The organism is Cetobacterium sp. (genome assembly GCF_048470075.1).
Classification (GTDB): Bacteria; Fusobacteriota; Fusobacteriia; order Fusobacteriales; family Fusobacteriaceae; genus Cetobacterium_A.
On the sequence record NZ_DBGBQB010000283.1, the window covers coordinates 1 to 17,954 of the forward strand.

Annotated in this window: 14 protein-coding genes and 2 pseudogenes; 12 read left to right on the plus strand and 4 right to left on the minus strand. The window is 30.7% G+C overall.

Annotated features, from left to right (window positions below; genetic code table 11):
- From ACMOUI_RS09985 to ACMOUI_RS09995, 3 genes and pseudogenes are all read left to right on the plus strand, one after another.
- Positions 1 to 187 (plus strand): annotated as a pseudogene (locus tag ACMOUI_RS09985) (WYL domain-containing protein); the annotation flags it as partial.
- A gap of 124 nt (positions 188 to 311) precedes the next feature.
- Positions 312 to 1,550, plus strand: a complete 1,239-nt coding sequence (gene brnQ, locus ACMOUI_RS09990) for a branched-chain amino acid transport system II carrier protein (protein WP_418965552.1) — start codon at positions 312 to 314, stop codon at positions 1,548 to 1,550.
- Positions 1,551 to 1,689: 139 nt separating this feature from the next.
- Positions 1,690 to 2,451, plus strand: coding sequence for a formate/nitrite transporter family protein (locus tag ACMOUI_RS09995; RefSeq protein WP_418965553.1), 762 nt, complete (start codon positions 1,690 to 1,692; stop codon positions 2,449 to 2,451).
- 36 nt (positions 2,452 to 2,487) lie between these two features.
- Here the strand turns inward: ACMOUI_RS09995 and ACMOUI_RS10000 are convergent, their stop codons facing one another.
- Genes ACMOUI_RS10000 through ACMOUI_RS10015 form a run of 4 tightly spaced genes read right to left on the minus strand, consistent with a single transcriptional unit; the run spans position 2,488 to position 6,905 of the window.
- Positions 2,488 to 3,261 carry an SDR family NAD(P)-dependent oxidoreductase gene (locus ACMOUI_RS10000; protein ID WP_418965554.1) on the minus strand — a complete coding sequence of 258 codons (774 nt, stop codon included), beginning with the start codon at positions 3,259 to 3,261 and terminating at the stop codon, positions 2,488 to 2,490.
- Between the two features lie 11 nt (positions 3,262 to 3,272).
- Entirely contained in the window at positions 3,273 to 3,791 is a 519-nt protein-coding gene (locus ACMOUI_RS10005; protein WP_418965555.1) for a shikimate kinase, read from the minus strand.
- A gap of 5 nt (positions 3,792 to 3,796) precedes the next feature.
- The gene (locus ACMOUI_RS10010; RefSeq protein ID WP_418965556.1) at positions 3,797 to 4,126 is read right to left on the minus strand and encodes a DUF1904 domain-containing protein; all 330 of its coding nucleotides are present in this window, start codon (positions 4,124 to 4,126) and stop codon (positions 3,797 to 3,799) included.
- Between the two features lies 1 nt (position 4,127).
- Complete coding sequence (locus ACMOUI_RS10015) at positions 4,128 to 6,905, minus strand: M16 family metallopeptidase (protein WP_418965557.1); 2,778 nt, start codon at positions 6,903 to 6,905, stop codon at positions 4,128 to 4,130.
- A 107-nt stretch (positions 6,906 to 7,012) separates the two neighbouring features.
- Between ACMOUI_RS10015 and ACMOUI_RS10020 the strand changes: the two genes are divergently transcribed.
- From ACMOUI_RS10020 to ACMOUI_RS10060, 9 genes and pseudogenes are all read left to right on the plus strand, one after another.
- Complete coding sequence (locus ACMOUI_RS10020; protein ID WP_418965558.1) at positions 7,013 to 8,677, plus strand: putative glycoside hydrolase; 1,665 nt, start codon at positions 7,013 to 7,015, stop codon at positions 8,675 to 8,677.
- Between the two features lie 68 nt (positions 8,678 to 8,745).
- Positions 8,746 to 9,603, plus strand: a complete 858-nt coding sequence (gene truB, locus ACMOUI_RS10025; RefSeq protein WP_418965559.1) for a tRNA pseudouridine(55) synthase TruB — start codon at positions 8,746 to 8,748, stop codon at positions 9,601 to 9,603.
- Between the two features lie 18 nt (positions 9,604 to 9,621).
- A complete protein-coding gene (typA, locus tag ACMOUI_RS10030; protein WP_418965560.1) occupies positions 9,622 to 11,427 on the plus strand; it encodes a translational GTPase TypA in 1,806 nt (601 codons plus the stop codon).
- A gap of 19 nt (positions 11,428 to 11,446) precedes the next feature.
- Positions 11,447 to 12,247 carry an ankyrin repeat domain-containing protein gene (locus ACMOUI_RS10035; protein ID WP_418965561.1) on the plus strand — a complete coding sequence of 267 codons (801 nt, stop codon included), beginning with the start codon at positions 11,447 to 11,449 and terminating at the stop codon, positions 12,245 to 12,247.
- A gap of 126 nt (positions 12,248 to 12,373) precedes the next feature.
- Positions 12,374 to 13,720 (plus strand): TrkH family potassium uptake protein, encoded by a 1,347-nt coding sequence (locus ACMOUI_RS10040; RefSeq protein WP_418965562.1) that lies wholly within the window; start codon positions 12,374 to 12,376, stop codon positions 13,718 to 13,720.
- A gap of 15 nt (positions 13,721 to 13,735) precedes the next feature.
- Entirely contained in the window at positions 13,736 to 14,392 is a 657-nt protein-coding gene (locus tag ACMOUI_RS10045; protein WP_418965563.1) for a potassium channel family protein, read from the plus strand.
- A gap of 15 nt (positions 14,393 to 14,407) precedes the next feature.
- Entirely contained in the window at positions 14,408 to 16,297 is a 1,890-nt protein-coding gene (mnmG, locus tag ACMOUI_RS10050; protein WP_418965564.1) for a tRNA uridine-5-carboxymethylaminomethyl(34) synthesis enzyme MnmG, read from the plus strand.
- Positions 16,298 to 17,002, plus strand: a complete 705-nt coding sequence (gene rsmG, locus ACMOUI_RS10055; RefSeq protein WP_418965565.1) for a 16S rRNA (guanine(527)-N(7))-methyltransferase RsmG — start codon at positions 16,298 to 16,300, stop codon at positions 17,000 to 17,002. It begins immediately after the preceding gene.
- A gap of 26 nt (positions 17,003 to 17,028) precedes the next feature.
- Positions 17,029 to 17,954 (plus strand): annotated as a pseudogene (locus ACMOUI_RS10060) (hypothetical protein); the annotation flags it as partial.

Below are 17,954 nucleotides of genomic sequence, written 5' to 3' on the forward strand. Positions count from 1 at the left end.
CTATAAGCCAAAATTGATAAAAAAAGATGAGAATATCTATCAATTTGAAATGACCTTGGAAAATGCTAAATTTTATTTTGCATCTTTTTTAAAAGAGGTAACTATAATTGAGCCTGAGAAACTTAGAGATGAATTAAGAAAATCGTTTTTACAAGCCTATGAAATCTATGAAAATAAAAAAAATTAAAACACTTGAAAAAATAAAAAAAAAGTGTTATTATTTACAAAAATTAAAATTAATTATCAAATTAAAGGCAATCATTATGTAGGATTGCCTTTTTACTAATATTTATTTTACAAGGGGAGGAAAGATGAATAAAAGGAAAGAGATTTTAGTTTTAGGTTTAGCATTATTTTCTATGTTTTTTGGTGCAGGAAATCTGCTATTTCCGCCATCTTTAGGTGTTGCGGTAGGTCAGAGTTGGTTTTCAGCAGGTATTGGTTTTTTTACAACTGGGGTAGGTCTTCCTTTACTTGGAATTCTTGCATTTACAAAGGGTGGAAGTTTGGATGAGTTTGCAAGTAAGGTCTCTAAAAAGTTTAATACGATTTATTTAACGACATTGATATTAGTAATAGGGCCACTTTTCGCCATTCCCAGAACGGGGTCAACAACTTTTGAAATGGGAGTTTTACCACTGATAGGTGGATTAGACCCTAAAATTACAGCGATATTAACTTCAATTGTGTTTTTTGGAGTGACACTATTTCTAGTATTGAATGAATCAAAAGTAACAGATATCTTAGGTAAATTTTTAACACCTATAATTTTGATAATTTTAGCACTGATAACATTTTTTGGAATTTTAAATCCAATTGGGAGTCCAGTGGAAAGCGTGATAGAAGGAAGTCAATTCTCATATGGATTCATAAATGGTTATCAGACAATGGATGCCTTAGCATCTGTCCTATTTGGTGTTATAATAGTAAAGGGATTGGAAGGAAAAGGTATAAAAGATTCTAAAGAACAGAAGATATTTTTAACAGGTGCAGGTTTTATAGCTGCTATAGGTCTAGGATTGATATATTTTAGTTTGATATATCTAGGAGCTCAAATCAGTAGTATGAAAAATTTATCAACAGCCCAAACAGCATTGATGGTAGCTGAATTGACATTGGGAAATTCAGGGAAAATAGCTTTTGGAATCTGTGTTGCTGCAGCTTGTTTAACAACTTCAGTGGGATTGACAGCATTGGTGAGTGATTGGTTCTCAAAATTAATTAATGTTCCATATAAAATGATAGCTATAATAACTTGTTTGTTTTCAGCTGTACTTGCTGTAGCTGGATTGGACTATATCATAAATTTAGCTGTACCTGTTCTGGTAGTTCTATACCCTGTAACGATAGTGCTGATAATTTTGAATATTTTTGGGATTGAAAATAAAAACTGTTTTATACTTGTTACAGCGATAACTCTAATTATTAGTATCTTAGAGGTTTTAAAAATTAATCTATCATTTATACCTCTGTCAACTTTAGGATTTGCATGGATAGTTCCAGCAATAATTGCATTTTTAATTGGGAAAGTAATGAGGAGTAAATTATAAAGTTTGTTTGTATATACTTGATATATTAAAATAGAACTCAATCGAGCTATCGGTTGAGTTTTTTTTAATATTCTCTTGAAAAAAAAGGCTAAAAGGTGTATAATCTCAAACTGTATGAAAAAAAATCAGGAGGAAAAAAGTGAAGGTTTATTTAACAAACAAAGAGACAACAGAGCAAGTTCTTCTTTTAGGAGAAAATAAGGGGCATTACTCATTTACAAAGACTACTTTACTGGGATTTATGGGAGGTGTATACATTGCTCTTTCTGCTTTAGGAAACTTAATCGCTAATTTCACAGTGGGTGGAGGTGCAGGTAAGTTTATAGGTGCCGCTGTTTTCCCTACAGGATTGATGTTGGTTGTACTAGTGGGAGGATCATTATTTACAGGTGATTGTTTAGGATTATTGGCTTTTACAAAAGGAAAAGTAGAAAAGACAACATATACAAGAAATTTATGTGCAGTATGGATAGGGAATTTTTTAGGATCAGTATTTATAGCATATGTGTCTTATTTAGGAGGAAGCTATGCATCACCAGAGTTTTCAAACTATGTAGTGGGAGTAGCTGAACATAAGGTTCACTTGACATTTGTAGAAGCTGTAGCAAGTGGTTTCTTATGTAATGTTTTAGTTGCTATAGGAGTTTGGTTTGCTTTAGCATCAAAAGATTTATCAGGAAAAATTTTAGCTATATGGTTCCCAATTATGTTATTTATATTAGGGGGATTCCAGCACGTTGTTGCAAATATGTATTATGTGAGTATAGGAAAAATTTTAATGTCAACAGTATATTCACCTAGTGAAATGGCATTTCACTTTTTAGCTGTAACAATTGGAAACTTTCTATCAGGAGCAATATTTTTACCATTAATATACAAAAAGTTATATATGAATGATTAATTAAAAAAGGAGTAGAATAATTTCTACTCCTTTTTTTTAATTGTCTCTATGAACAGTTCTTCCGTCAGCTTGATGATTAGGTGTCATGGCAATCTCAGTCAATTGTATATTTTCAGGTAGACCAGTGGCATATATAACTACATTTGCCACATCATCAGGAGTTAAAGCATCAATACCTTTATAAGTATTATTAGCCTTTTCAATATCCCCTTTGAATCTAACTTTACTGAACTCAGTTTCAACTAAACCAGGTTTAATATTAGTAACCCTTAGATTTGTATCAACTAAGTCAATTCTAAGTCCATCAGAAAATAGCTTAACAGCTGCTTTAGAAGCACAATAAACAGCTCCACCAGCATAGGCAGCATCTCCAGCAATAGAACCGATATTAACAATATGTCCAGAGTTATTTTTTAACATTAAAGGAACGATAGAGCTTGTTACATACAACATTCCCTTTACATTTGTGTCAATAACAGTGTCGATATCTGTGGCAGAAGCTAGATAAACTTTATCTAAGCCCAAGGCTAATCCAGCATTATTGATTAAAATATCGATTTTTTTAAAAGACTCAGGTAAAGAGTTGATTTTATCTTCAACATCTTTACTGTTACGCACATCAATAACTAAAGTATGAACTTTTATACCATATTTTCTAATTAACTCCTCCTTTAAAGAGTCCAGTAAATCAGAGCTTCTAGCAGTTAAAATAAGGTTAGAACCCTTTTCAGCATATGACAGTGCACAGCTTCTTCCAATACCTTTTGTTGCTCCCGTGATAAAAACAGTTTTACCGTATAAATTGTTCATAGAAAACCCCCTTAGCTTAATATATAAGCATTTTTTATTTTTTCAACACTATCATAAATATTTGTGTTTAAATCTATTTTAATAGAGAAATCAGAAGAGATTTTATAGAGTGTTTGTCTTTTTTCATATAAATCTTGGATAGTCTGTAGGATATCTTCAGAATTATTTAAAAGTGGTCTAGTCTTACTTTTTCTAACTCTCTCATAGATAGTATTAACATCACAGTCTAAATATACTACAAAGGATGTAGATTTTAGATTTTTTATATTTACATTGTCAATAATAGCTCCACCGCCAGTGGATATAACGATATTATTATCTCTGGACTCCTCTTCAATAATAGATCTTTCTAAATCTCTAAAATATTTTTCTCCATGCTCTTCAAATATTTCAGGAATAGTTTTTTTTTCCCTTATAGATATGCAACGATCTATATCTATAAACTTCATATCTAAGCTTTTAGCTAAAATTCTGCCAATGGTAGTTTTTCCACTTCCCATAAAGCCTATAAGAGCAATATTAGCTTTCATAAAGATTAAAAATGTTCTCCGTTATCATAATAATTAGAACCTTCAAGGGGATAGAAGATAACAGTAGTATCATTATTATTTGTTAATTTTTTGCAAAATTTTGTAATAAAATCAGCAACAATATCCTTTGTTTCTTGACCTCTATCAAACCAAGCTACATCAACAAAAGTATACCCTGGAACAATGGCTCCATCAAAGATATATTCAGTTTCAGTGTGCTCAATAGTGAACCAAGTTCTATCACATTGAACAATTGAAGTAAGTCCATCAATTAACTCTTTGCTATTTTCAATTAAAATCTTTTTATCAATACCTCTAAATTTTAAATGTGGCATTTTATTCCTCCTTTTCAGGTAGAAGAACAACTTCTACACAGTTATTTACATTGAGAACTCCATTGGAAAAATTTTTAATAGAGTTGTAGTTTACAATACTATTATACCTCATAGGAGTGTAAAATTCATAGTCAGATATTAAATTTTTTTTCTCTAAATAATTATTCCAAAAACCATTTGTTTTTAATGCTGTTTCAAAATTAAGCTCATAATTTTTTTGGATATCTAAAATTTTATTCTTTGGAAAATTTCCATCCTGTATATTTTTAATAGTTGCAATAACTTTAGAGATAACTTCATCCACTCTTTTAGTATCTGTATTAAATGTAATTTGCAGATAGTTTTCTCCAAAATTTAATTTTTCAAGATTAGGAGATGAGGATATAGAGTAAACACCTCCAATTTTTTCTCTTACATCTTCAATTAAAAGTATATCTAAAAGGTTGGATAAAGCACCATACATAACTCTATTCTCCAGAGAAAAATCTCCAAGATAAGGAAAAGTTAAAATAACAGTTGCTTTTTTATCAATACCTTTAGTGACTGTCTTTTTTATATGATCTAAAGGATAGGTAATTCCTAACTCTTTATAACTTTCTGAGGTATTTTTAGTCGGTAGATTAGCAAAATAATAATCCAAATCCGATTTTAAAGTGGATTCATCTATAGACCCAGTAACAGTTAATTTATAGTCTTTAAAGTTTGAGAACAAACTGTTAAAAGTATTTATAAGAGAGTCTTTATTAACATATGATAGATCCTCTATTTTTAAAGGTGTTTTTCTTGGGTGATTGTTATTAAGGGTTTCTAAATACATCTTTTTTAATAGAGATCTAGGAGAAAAATCTCTATTTTTAATTAACTCTTTACTTGTTTTTAAATTTGATTCAATAATATTTTCATCAAATTTGGGGTTAGAGATAAGTGTTCTAAAATATTTTAAAGCCTCAGATAGGTTATCTCTATTTGTAGTGATTATAAAACCTTGAGTATAGTCGTCAACAAATGGTTCAACACTAAAATTTTTACCCTTAAAATAGATCTCTAAAGATGAGTAATCTATATCTCCAACACCTGAATTAGAAAGAATTTCAGGTAGGAAAAGAGAGTTTATATATTGTGGATAATCTAAACTTGAGCTACCTTGTAACTTAGTCAGTTTAAATGTGATCTTATCCCTATCAAAATCAGTTTCTTTATAAAGAACATCTATTCCATTTGAAAGGAGTAGTTTAGTGTAATCTTTCTCCTTTGAAATAACTTTAGATGAACCAGGTGTTAAGTTTAAATCGGGTAAGTTAGTGTTAAAAACATTTAACTTTATAGAGGTTGTATTTTGAGATAAAAGTAAATCAATTAGATTTTTAATATCTTTCTTCTCAGGGAGAGAGTCTTTCATATTTTCACTAGATGTTAATAAAACGTCATAATTCAATGAAAGAATTGATTTAGAAATATTTTTTAAACTATCTATATCAATATCTTTTAAAAGTTTTTCAGTTAAGTTATATTCCATCTGAGGTTCCATAAAAACATTGCTATTTAGAATATAATCAATAATGGAATCCATATAGATATCATTTTTAATACTCTCTTTATTATTAAGAAGCGTTTTTAAATTGTTTAATAAATTTATTTTTTCATTTTCCAACTCCTCTTTAGAAACTCCGTTTATGGAGATATCTTTAAGATTATCTACTATGCTAGTTATAGCTTTTTCAGTATCATTACTCTTTATAAGAGATGAAACAGCATAGATTCCAGTTTTGGAATTAAGTGGAAAGTTATAAATTGATGAATAAACAAAAGGTGAGTCTTTATCCTTTGATAAAATAGAGAATCTAGTATTTAAAATAGAGTTAAGCAATGTTTTTTCTAATGCTATTTTAAATGTGGACTCATCACTGATAGGTGCTATTGGTTCTTTCCACATAATATTAAAATTAGTAGTAGTTAACTCAGGGTCTGTAAAAATAGTGACAGAGTCCTCTTTAGAAAGAGAGATAGGGTACTCTTTTTCCACAACTTTTGATCTATTTTTTAAAGGCGCAAAATTTTTAGTAATAATATCTTTCACATCATCAGGATTAAAATCCCCTACAGCAACAACAGCCATATTTTCAGGTTGATACCATTTTTCATAATAATCTCTAAGTTTTTTAGAGTTTGCTCCCTTTATAGTTTCTGGAAATCCTATTGGAAATCTTTTAGAGTACCAAGAGTTACCATAGAGTATTTTTCTTTGTAAATCTCCAACTCTTTGAGATATACCTTGTCTTAATCTCCACTCTTCAATGATTATATTTTTTTCACTCTCGATATCCTTTTGATCTAAAGTTAACTCTGATGCCCACTCTTTAAGAACATCAAAACCAGTTTCTAAATCAGCTTTAGAAGTTGGGACTTGAAGTTTATATACAGTTTCAGAAAAACTGGTATAAGCATTTAAGTCGCCACCAAAACTTAAACCTAAGGATTGAAGATATTTAACAAGTTCATTTTTCTCATATTTAGTAGTACCATTAAAAGCCATGTGTTCTAAAAAATGAGCTAGCCCTTGTTGTTCCTCCTCTTCGTAGAGAGAGCCAGCTTTTACAACAAGATTTAAGGCAGCTCTATTTTCAGGTTTTTTATTTTTAAATATGTAGTATTGTAAACCATTGTCAAAAGTTCCTGATATTAAATTTTCAGATACTTTTAGGTCTACTTTATTACTAGTAAAAGTAAAAAAATGTAGAGTAAAAAATATTAGCGTAAAAAATATTGTTCTTTTTTTCATTAATAATCCCTCCTTTTTATAGATATAAAATATAATTAATAGTAACACTTTATAAGTTTTATTAAAAGGATTATTTAGTAGATTTTTTTAAATAAAATTGATAAAATATGACGAATAAATATAAAATGGAGGATGACGTGAGAGTAAAGGACAAGAAGAAATTTTTTAGATTCGTGATACTATTGACAATTTTTATTTTTACAATCTCTTGTGGGATGAAAAGGTTTGTTTTTAATGATGAGCCAAAAAAATCTGAGATGGTAAGTGATGAGATAAAGGTAGATGTTTTATCTTTGAATAAACCTGAGGGAAATAAGGAGTTAAAAAAAAAAGATTTGTCTATGGAAGAGGGTAGAACAGATAGTATAAAGAGTATTCCCCCTATACAGGAGGAAAAAACAATAAATTTAAAAGAAGAGGTAAAAGCTGAAAACATAGAGGTTAAAAAAATAGAGAGCCCAGTAGAAACAGTGCCAGCGGATACAAACTTTAAATATATAAAAAATCAAACTTTGTTTGTCTATAGAGATGAGACTCAAAAAGAAAAGATTGATACTTTAAGAAAAGGAACAAGAGTAGACATTTTAGAAAGCAAAGCGATAGAGGTAAATGGAAAGAAAAAAGAGATATTAAAAATAGCATATAGAAAAGATTTAAAAGCTAAAAAAGGTTGGATAACAAAAGTGGATTTAGCTAATAGTTTAAATGAAGTTTTACCGGCAAATTGGAAAAATTTAGATTTTAAAACGAGTTATGTCACTAATAATTTCCCAAATAATCCTAGAGTAGATGTAAAAGGTGTATATTTGAATATATATACAATTGGAAGTAGTAAAAAAATGGAAAAACTTATAAATCTAGCTAATACTACAGAGATAAATGCCTTTGTAATTGATATAAAAGATGACAATGGAGTTTTATCTTTTGAAATGGAAGCACCTAAAAAGTTTGGAATACCTGTTTCAAAAAATTATCCTATAAAAAATATAGGGGAATTTATGAAAAAAATGAAAGAGAATAATATATATACAATAGCTAGAATAGTATCTTTTAAAGATCCTACATATGCTAAAGCAAACCCAGATAAAGTAATAACATCAAGAGATACAGGAAAACCGTACACAAATAGTGATGGAATAATATGGGTTTCAGCACATGACAGAAATCTTTGGGAGTATAATTTAGCAGTGGCTGAAGAGGCGGCAAAAGCTGGATTTAATGAGATACAGTTCGATTATGTTAGATTCCCTGCTTCAAATGGTGGGAAATTAGATTCAAAATTAAACTATAGAAATACAAAGAATGAATCTAAACCAGAGACGATACAGAAGTATTTAAAATACGCAAGAGAGAGATTGAATGCTTTAGGAGTTTATACAAGTGCAGATGTATATGGACAAGTTGGAACATTTGGTGATGATATGGGATTGGGACAATACTGGGAAAGTGTAACTCAAGTTGTGGACTATATATCCCCAATGATGTATCCAAGTCACTATGGAAATGGAGCTTATGGAATATCTGTTCCAGATGCGCAACCGTATAAAACAATATATCATTCAGTAAAAGACTCTATAAACAGAAATGAAAATGTGGAATCACCTGCGACAATAAGACCTTGGATTCAAGCATTCACTGCCAAATGGGTAAAGGGATATATCCCATATAATGAAAAAGAGATAAGAGAACAGATAAAAGCTATGAACGACTTGGGAGTGACAGAATATTTATTATGGAGTCCAAGTAATAACTATAAGGTTACAGGGAAATAAAAATAAATGTTTAAAAAAAGTATAGTGTATGATATAATGTCATTTGAACTAATTTAAAGGAGAAGAGATTGGAAGGAATAATAGTTATAGATAAACCTGTTGGGATAACTTCCTTTGATGTTATAAGGGTTTTAAGAAGAAATTTAAAGGAAAGAAGAATAGGTCATACAGGGACTTTAGATCCTTTAGCTACGGGTATTTTGGTAATTTGTGTAGGAAAAGCTACAAAATTAGCACAAGATATAGAGGGCTATGAAAAAGAGTATGTTGCAGATTTAGAGCTCGGTTTTAAAACAGATACCTATGATATAGAGGGTAAAGTTTTAGATAAAGTGGATAAATTTGAAATCTCCAATGAAAACTTTAGAAAAACTTTGGAAACATTTAAAGGGGATATAAAACAAATTCCTCCTATGTATTCTGCTATAAAAGTAGATGGAAAAAAATTGTATGAACTGGCTAGAGAGGGCGTAGAGATTGAAAGAAAAGCTAGAGATGTAAGTATAACAAATCTGGAAGTTCTATCTTTTGATGGACAAAAGGCTAGCATAGATTGTACCGTTTCCAAGGGAACATACATAAGAAGTTTAATTTATGATTTGGGAGAAAAACTAGGAACTTTTGCAACTATGACTGGTTTAAGACGAACTAGAGTTGGAGAGGAAAGTTTAGATAGATCTTTTACTTTGGAAATGATTGAAGAGATGGTATCAAATAATGATTTTTCTTTTTTAATATCTGTGGAGGAGTACTTTAAATTTCCTAAAGTAGAGATTGAAGATGAAAATGATTTAAAACTTTTTGTAAATGGCCAAAGATGTAAAAAAAGAATAAATGAAGGAAAATATAGAGTTTATTCTAAGAATAAGTTTATAGGATTAGGTGAAGTTACAAAGGGCTTATTAAAAGGTTACAAGTATTATTAATGATAGAGAGGAAGAGATATGAAGATCAAAAACATTGCAATTATTGCACACGTTGACCATGGAAAAACAACTCTGGTTGACTGTTTATTAAGACAATCTGGAGTTTTCGGAGCTCACGAACTTGAAAAAGTTGCAGAGAGAGTAATGGACTCTAATGATATTGAAAAAGAGAGAGGAATAACAATATTCTCTAAAAATGCATCAGTGAGATATGGAGATTATAAAATTAACATTGTAGACACTCCAGGACACGCGGACTTCGGAGGAGAAGTTCAAAGAATTATGAAAATGGTTGACTGTGTTGTTCTACTTGTAGATGCTTTTGAAGGGCCAATGCCACAGACAAAGTACGTATTAAAGAAAGCTTTAGAGCAAGGACACAGACCAATAGTTGTTGTGAATAAAGTTGATAGACCAAATGCAAGACCTGAAGAGGTTTTATATATGGTTTATGACCTATTTATAGAGTTAAATGCAAATGAGCTACAGCTAGAGTTCCCAGTTGTTTATGCTTCTGGAAAAGCTGGATTTGCTAAAAAAGAGCTAGAAGAAACTAGCGATAACATGCAACCTTTATTTGAAACAATATTAGAGCATGTTGAAGATCCTGAAGGGGACAGCGCAAAACCAACACAATTCTTAATAACAAATATAGAGTATGATAACTATGTAGGTAAGCTTGCAGTTGGTAGACTTTATAACGGTACATTAAAAAGAAACCAAGATGTTATGTTAATAAAAAGAGATGGAAAACAAGTTAAAGGAAAAGTTTCAGTTCTTTATGGATATGAAGGATTAAAAAGAGTAGAGATTCAAGAAGCTTATTCAGGAGATATAATCTCTGTAGCAGGTTTAGATAATATCGATATAGGAGAGACAATAGCTGATATAAATGAGTCAATTGCTTTACCAGTAATCGATATAGATGAGCCAACTTTAGCGATGACATTTATGGTAAATGACTCTCCATTTGCTGGAAAAGAAGGGAAGTTTGTAACTTCAAGAAATATTTGGGATAGACTTCAAAAAGAGCTTCAAACTAACGTAAGTATGAGAGTAGAAGCTACAGAAAGTCCTGATGCTTTCGTTGTAAAAGGAAGAGGAGAACTTCAACTTTCAATACTTTTAGAGAACATGAGAAGAGAAGGGTTTGAAATTCAAGTTTCAAAGCCAAGAGTTCTATTTAAAGATATCGATGGAGAGAAATATGAGCCAATTGAATTAGCGATGGTAGACGTTGATGATGCATTCGTTGGTGTTGTAATTGAAAAGATGGGAATCAGAAAGGGAGAGATGATAACAATGACTCCTGGAACTGATGGATATACAAGATTAGAGTTTAAAGTACCTGCTAGAGGATTAATTGGATTTAGAAATGAGTTCTTAACAGATACAAAAGGAACTGGAATCTTAAACCACTCATTCTACGATTTTGAATTATATAGAGGACCAATTCCAACAAGAGCAAAAGGAGTTTTAATCTCTTTAGAGCAAGGAACAACAGTGGCATATGCACTAGGAGGATTACAGGATAGAGGAATACTATTCACAGATCCAGGTATAGCTGTATATGAGGGTATGATCGTAGGAGAGCACAACAGAGATAATGACCTAGTTGTAAATGTATGTAAAACAAAAAAATTAACTAATATGAGAGCTGCTGGAAGTGACGATGCAGTGAGATTAGCTGCTCCAAGAAGATTCACTTTAGAGCAAGCATTAGATTATATTGCTGATGATGAATTAGTGGAAATAACTCCTGAAAATATCAGATTAAGAAAGAAATTCTTAAAAGAAAGTGACAGAAGAAAAAACTCTAAATAATCTATAAAGAGGTATATCTATGAAAAAATTATTGTTTGTACTTACATTGCTACTTCTTTTTACAAGTTGTAGTAATTTTAACAAGAAAAAATATACAGAAGATGAAATAATTGCAGCAGTTGTAGTAGATAATGTATATATTTTAAATAGAGCAATAAAAAATGGTTTTAACATAGATCAACAACTAAAAAATGGAGATACTCTTTTAAGTTTAGCATTAAAAGAGGACTCTTTGCAGGTTATAGCCAGTTTATTATCCAATGGTGCAAATATAACTAAAGACTTACCTGCAAGAAAAAATATAGGTGTTAATACAATATCGTCATCAAGACCTCCAATTTTTTATGTAAATAGTATGGAAGCGTTACAGATGTTTTTAAATGATAAAGCGGATATAAATGTCTTCACAGGTGATGGTGAGCTTCTTTTAAATTTTTATATAAAAACAAGACCTCAAGATTTATCGATAGCATTGATAGATAGTGGAGCTGATTTGCGAGTATTGGACTCCAGTGGATGGTACTCTATATTTTGGGCAGTAAACATAGAAAATGAAGTGATTCTAAAACAACTGCTAAAAAAAGATAAAACACAATATTTGTTAAAAGATAATAAGGGAAATTATCCAATATATTATGCAAATTCAAAAGAGGTTATAAAAGAGTTACTAAATGGCGAATATAATCCTAAAGAAAAAAATATATATGGGGAGAATATATTGGGAGAGGTATACCTAAAAGTTAAAAGACTGGGTTATGATGATCTGGTTCCTCTTCTATTGAAAAAGGGAGTAAATCCTAATTATACCTCATATAGATAAAAATTATAGTAGTTAAAGCAAGGATAGAATCTAATTAGTTCTATCCTTGTTAACTATTTAGTGAACTTGAAAAAATGGTAAAAATAATGTATAATTTCAAAAGCATTTTTTCATAGGAGGAAATAAATGATAAGAAAACTTTTAAGCCCTATAGATAGATTATCTTTTTCTAGAAAATTGATACTGGGATTCTTTACAGCAATAATTTTAGGGTCGATACTACTATACATGCCATTTTCTCTTCAAGATGGTCAGGAGATAAGTTTTTTAACAGCGGTATTTACTATAACTTCCGCTATATGCGTAACAGGATTATCTGTTATAGACATAAGCAAAGTTTTATCTTTTGAAGGACAGATAATTCTATTGGTTTTTATACAGTTGGGTGGATTAGGAGTAATGACATTTTCATCACTATTTTTTCTACTGATTGGTAAAAAAATTGGTTATAAGGATAGAGAGTTAATAAAAGAGGAGAGAAATGCGGAGAATAGCGGTGAAATTGTAGATTTTATAAAGAAAATAGTAATTATTGTACTATTGATAGAAGGAATAGGAGCATTTTTTTTAACATTGGAATTTTTGAAAATTTTTGATTTTTCAAAAGCGTTATATTTTGGAATATTTCACTCAATTTCAGCTTTTTGTAATGCTGGATTTGCATTGTTTTCTAATAATTTAGAAAGTTATCCGGGAAGTGTATTGATGAATATGACTGTGGCATATTTAATTATACTTGGTGGAATAGGATTTTCAGTAATAAATTCAGTATTGGTAGCAGTTAGAAGAGATGTAAAAAGATTTACATTGACATCTAAAGTTGCTATTTTAGTTTCAATGTTCTTAACATTTGTTGGAATGATTTTATTCTTTTTATTAGAGTATAAAAACCCTACAACAATTGGTAACTTAAGTTGGTTTGATAAAGTTTTGGCATCTTTTTTCCAAAGTGTAACAACAAGAACTGCAGGATTTAATACAGTTCCTATAGGAACATTAAGACCAGCTACAATATTTATGTTCTGCATTTTAATGTTTATTGGTGCATCTCCAGGCTCTACTGGTGGAGGAATAAAAACAACAACAATAGGAGTAATTATTTTTTATGTTGTTGGAGTTGTTCAAGGAAAAGAGAATATAAATGTTTTTAATAGAAGAATAAGTTGGGATATTTTAAATAGAGCATTAGCGATACTTATAATATCCATAATATATGTATCTATTGTAATAATGGCAGTGATGACTATAGAAAATATGAGCTTTGAGAAAGTAACATTTGAAGTGATATCAGCATTTGCCACTGTGGGATTATCTATGGGAATAACAGCAGATTTAAGTGCTATGTCAAAAATACTTATAATAATAACTATGTTTATAGGAAGATTAGGGCCTATGACATTTGCTTTAGCTTTAGGGGAAAAGAAAGTTAAACAAAACTTAAGATATCCAAAAGAAAATATTTTAGTAGGATAATTATGGAGGGAATTTATGAAACAGTATGTAGTAATAGGAATGGGAAGATTTGGTTCAAGTGTTGCAGAAACTTTGTATAAAGCAAATGAAGAGGTATTGGCAATAGATGAATCTGAAGATATAATACAGGAAGCAGTTAATAGTGGAATAGTTGAAAATGCAGTAGTGGCAGACGCAACTGATGACAAAGAGCTTAATAATATAGGTTTGGAAGGGTTTGACGTAGCTTTTGTATGTATAGGTGCAATTGAACCAAGTATAATGGTAACACTAAATTTAAAAGAGTTGGGTGTAAAAAAGATAATTGTAAAGGCTGTTTCTAGAAGACATGGAAAAGTTTTAGAAAAGATAGGTGCAAATCAAGTTGTATATCCAGAGGAGTATATGGGAAAAAGAGCCGCTTTAGCTGCTATGGATCCAAATATGATAGAACACTTTAGATTCTCTAAAGATTTCTTATTGGCAGAGATAAAATCACCTGAAATTTTTTGGAATAAAACTCTTATAGAATTAGATATCAGAAAAAGGTATAATGTAAATATTGTAGGAATAAAAAAAGGGAATAGAAATTTTATTCCCAATCTATCAGCAGACACAGTTATAGAACAAGGAGATATTCTCCTTGTAATAACAGATGCTAAAACAGCTGCGGAATTAAAGAATTTAAAGTAATAGAGAGGAGTAAAAATGCAAAATTTTGATGTTATAGTTGTAGGAGCAGGACATGCAGGATGTGAAGCTGCTTTAGCTGCAGCAAGGATGGGTGCTAAAACAGCTATCTTTACAATACTGTTGGATAATATAGGATATATGTCTTGTAATCCATCTCTTGGAGGTCCTGCTAAATCACATTTAGTGAAAGAGATAGATGCTCTAGGTGGAGAGATGGGTAGAAATATAGATAAAACTTTTATTCAGATAAGAGTTTTAAATACTAAGAAGGGACCAGCAGTTAGATCTTTAAGAGCCCAAGCCGATAAGGTAAACTACAGTAAAGAGATGAAAAAAACTCTTGAAAATACAGATAATCTAGATGTTATTCAAGGTATGGTAACAGAGATTATAGTTGAAAATAGTAAAGTTGTTGGGGTTAAAACTAAAGAGGGTGTAGAATATAGAGCAAAAGCTGTTGTAATTGCAACAGGAACTTTCATGAGAGGACTTATTCATATAGGAGAAAAGCAGTTCCAAGGTGGAAGAATGGGAGAACTTTCTTCAGAGGAGTTACCAGTATCACTGGAAACACTGGGATTAAAGTTGGGAAGATTTAAAACTGGAACACCACCAAGAATAGATGCAAGAACTATTGACTACTCTAAAGTGGAGGTTCAACCGGGGGATGAGGGAGTTTTAAAGTTCTCAAGTAGAACGACAGCGGAGGAAGTTTTAACTAGAAAACAGATTCCTTGTCATATGGTATTTACAAATAAGGAAGTTCATGACACAATAATATCAAATAAAGATAGATCACCACTATTTAATGGTACAATTCAAGGAACAGGACCTAGATATTGTCCATCTATAGAGGATAAAGTTTTTAGATATCCAGATAAAGATAGACATCATCTTTTCTTAGAAAAAGAGGGTTATGACACAAATGAAGTTTATATCAGTGGGTTTTCATCATCATTACCAACAGATGTCCAATATGAGATGTTAAAAGGTATTGAAGGATTAGAGAATGCAAAAATAATGAGATATGCATATGCTATTGAGTATGACTACATCATACCAGAGGAGATAAAGTATAGCTTAGAGACTAAAAAAATAGAAAATCTATTTTTAGCAGGACAGATAAATGGAACATCAGGATATGAAGAGGCGGGATCTCAAGGACTTATGGCAGGAATAAATGCCACTAGAAAAGTTTTTGGAAAAGAACCAATTATATTGGATAGAGCAGATTCATATATAGGAACACTGATTGATGATCTGGTTTCTAAAGGAACAAATGAACCTTATAGAATGTTTACAGCAAGAAGTGAGTATAGATTGATTTTAAGAGAGGATAATGCTGATTTAAGATTATCTAAAATAGGTTATGATATAGGACTTGTTTCTGAAGAGGAATATGCAAGAGTTCTAAAAAAAGAGAGAGATGTTGCAGAGATAATTGAAAAGTTAGAGAAACAACATGTGGGAAGCAGCAATCCTAGAGTTAATGAGGTATTAATTAAAGCCAATGAACCAGAAGTAAAGTCTGGAATAACGCTGTTGGAGCTATTGAGAAGACCAGAGGTAACTTATGCCGATATAAAATATATTTCAGAGCTGATAGAAAAATTTGATTTAGGATCATATGATGAGGACACGGAGTATCAAGTTGAAGTGCAGGTTAAATATTCTGGATATATTCAAAAATCATTAAAAATGATAGAGAAACATAAGGGGCTAGAAAATAAAAAACTTCCAGAGGATATGGATTATGATTCTTTAGAGAATATGCCAAAAGAGGCAAAGGATAAGCTAAAACAAGTGAGACCATATAATATAGGTCAAGCATCAAGAATTTCAGGAGTTTCTCCAGCAGATATTCAAGTTCTATTGATGTATCTAAAGATGAGAGGAAATAAATAGATGAGAGAGTATTTAATTGAAGGGATAAAAAAGATAGGTTTAGAGTTTACAGATGAGAAAATAGACAATCTGGTTAAGTATTTAGAGTATTTAGTGGAGTATAATACTCATACTAATTTAACTGCTATTAGAGATACTAAAGATGCAATAGAAAAGCATTTTTTAGATTCTCTTCTTCTACAGAATTTGCTGGATGAAAAAAAGGGAAAAAAAGCTATTGATATAGGAACTGGAGCTGGATTTCCAGGGATGGTACTAGCTATTTTTAATCCGGAGATGGAGTTTGTATTGATGGATTCTGTGGGAAAGAAAACTACATTTTTACAAAATGTAAAGGAGTTATTAAATCTAAAAAATGTAACTGTGGTTAATTCTAGAGCAGAAGATTATATAAATGATGAAAATAGAGAAACTTTTGATATTGGATTGTGTAGAGGTGTTAATAAATTAAATGTAATACTGGAATATATGATACCATTTATAAAAGTTGGAGGTCACTTTTTAGCTCAAAAAATGGCTGGAACAGAGGAGGAGGGTGAAGCTCAAAATGCTTTAGATACCCTTGGAGCCAAGATTTTAAAAGTACACACTTATAAGTTGCCAAATTATGGGGATATAAGATTGGTAGTAGAGATTTTAAAAGAAAAAACAACAGATAAAAAATATCCAAGAAGAGCAGGAGTAGCTTTAAAAAAGCCACTATAAATATACTAAATTAGGGAGGAAGGAATATGAGAATTTTTGAAAAATACAAAAAATTAATAATCATACTTCTTTCTCTTTTTATTTTTTTGAGTGGAGGATTGTTAGTAAAATATAATTTACCAAAGATTGTGGAACTCATACTAAAAGTTGCAGTTGGTCCAACAATATCTTCTCAAGAGATTAAATTTCCAAAGTTTGGAGAGATTGATATAACTGATGTTGTTTTGTCAAAAGGTGATGACACCATTGTGAAAGCTCCTAAAGTAATCATAACATACTCTAAAGAGTCGCTTAAAAATTTTAGGTTAAATGAGATAAAAGTTGAAAATCCATGGGTTCATATAGAGAGAAAAGGAGAGAGTGTCAATATAGTCGATGCCTTTTCTAGTGGAGATAAGGGAGGTTCCTCCTCCAAGGCTGGGACAGCAGTTCCAATAGATATAATAACTGTGAAAAATGGAGTTTTAGTTTTTAGAGATACAACCTACTCAAGAGAGATAAGACAAGAGTTGGACAATGTCAATGGATATGTTGCATTTAATAAAAAAACAGGTATTGATTTGGAGTTTAAAGGGAATAATCAGAAGGAGATCTATGAATATCGATTCAATAATCTAAATGAACCATTGGACATGAATATAGTTTTAAAAAATATAAATGTAACTCCAGAGCTGGTTCAATATGGATATGATGATAAAGATATAAGTGGTGTTACTGGATTGTTTAATATGGATTTAACAATTGCTACCAGTGGATTGACGGGAATAGCTGAATTAAAAGATGGAACTGTGACATATGATGGATTAAGTAGTCAGGTTGAAGATGTAAATGGTAAAATTAATTTTGAAAAAGATAAAATAAAAGTTAAATTTGATTATGAGTTGGAAAAAAATTCAGGGACATTTGATGTTTTTTATTCGGATAAAACTGGTGTTATAGTGGATTTTAAATT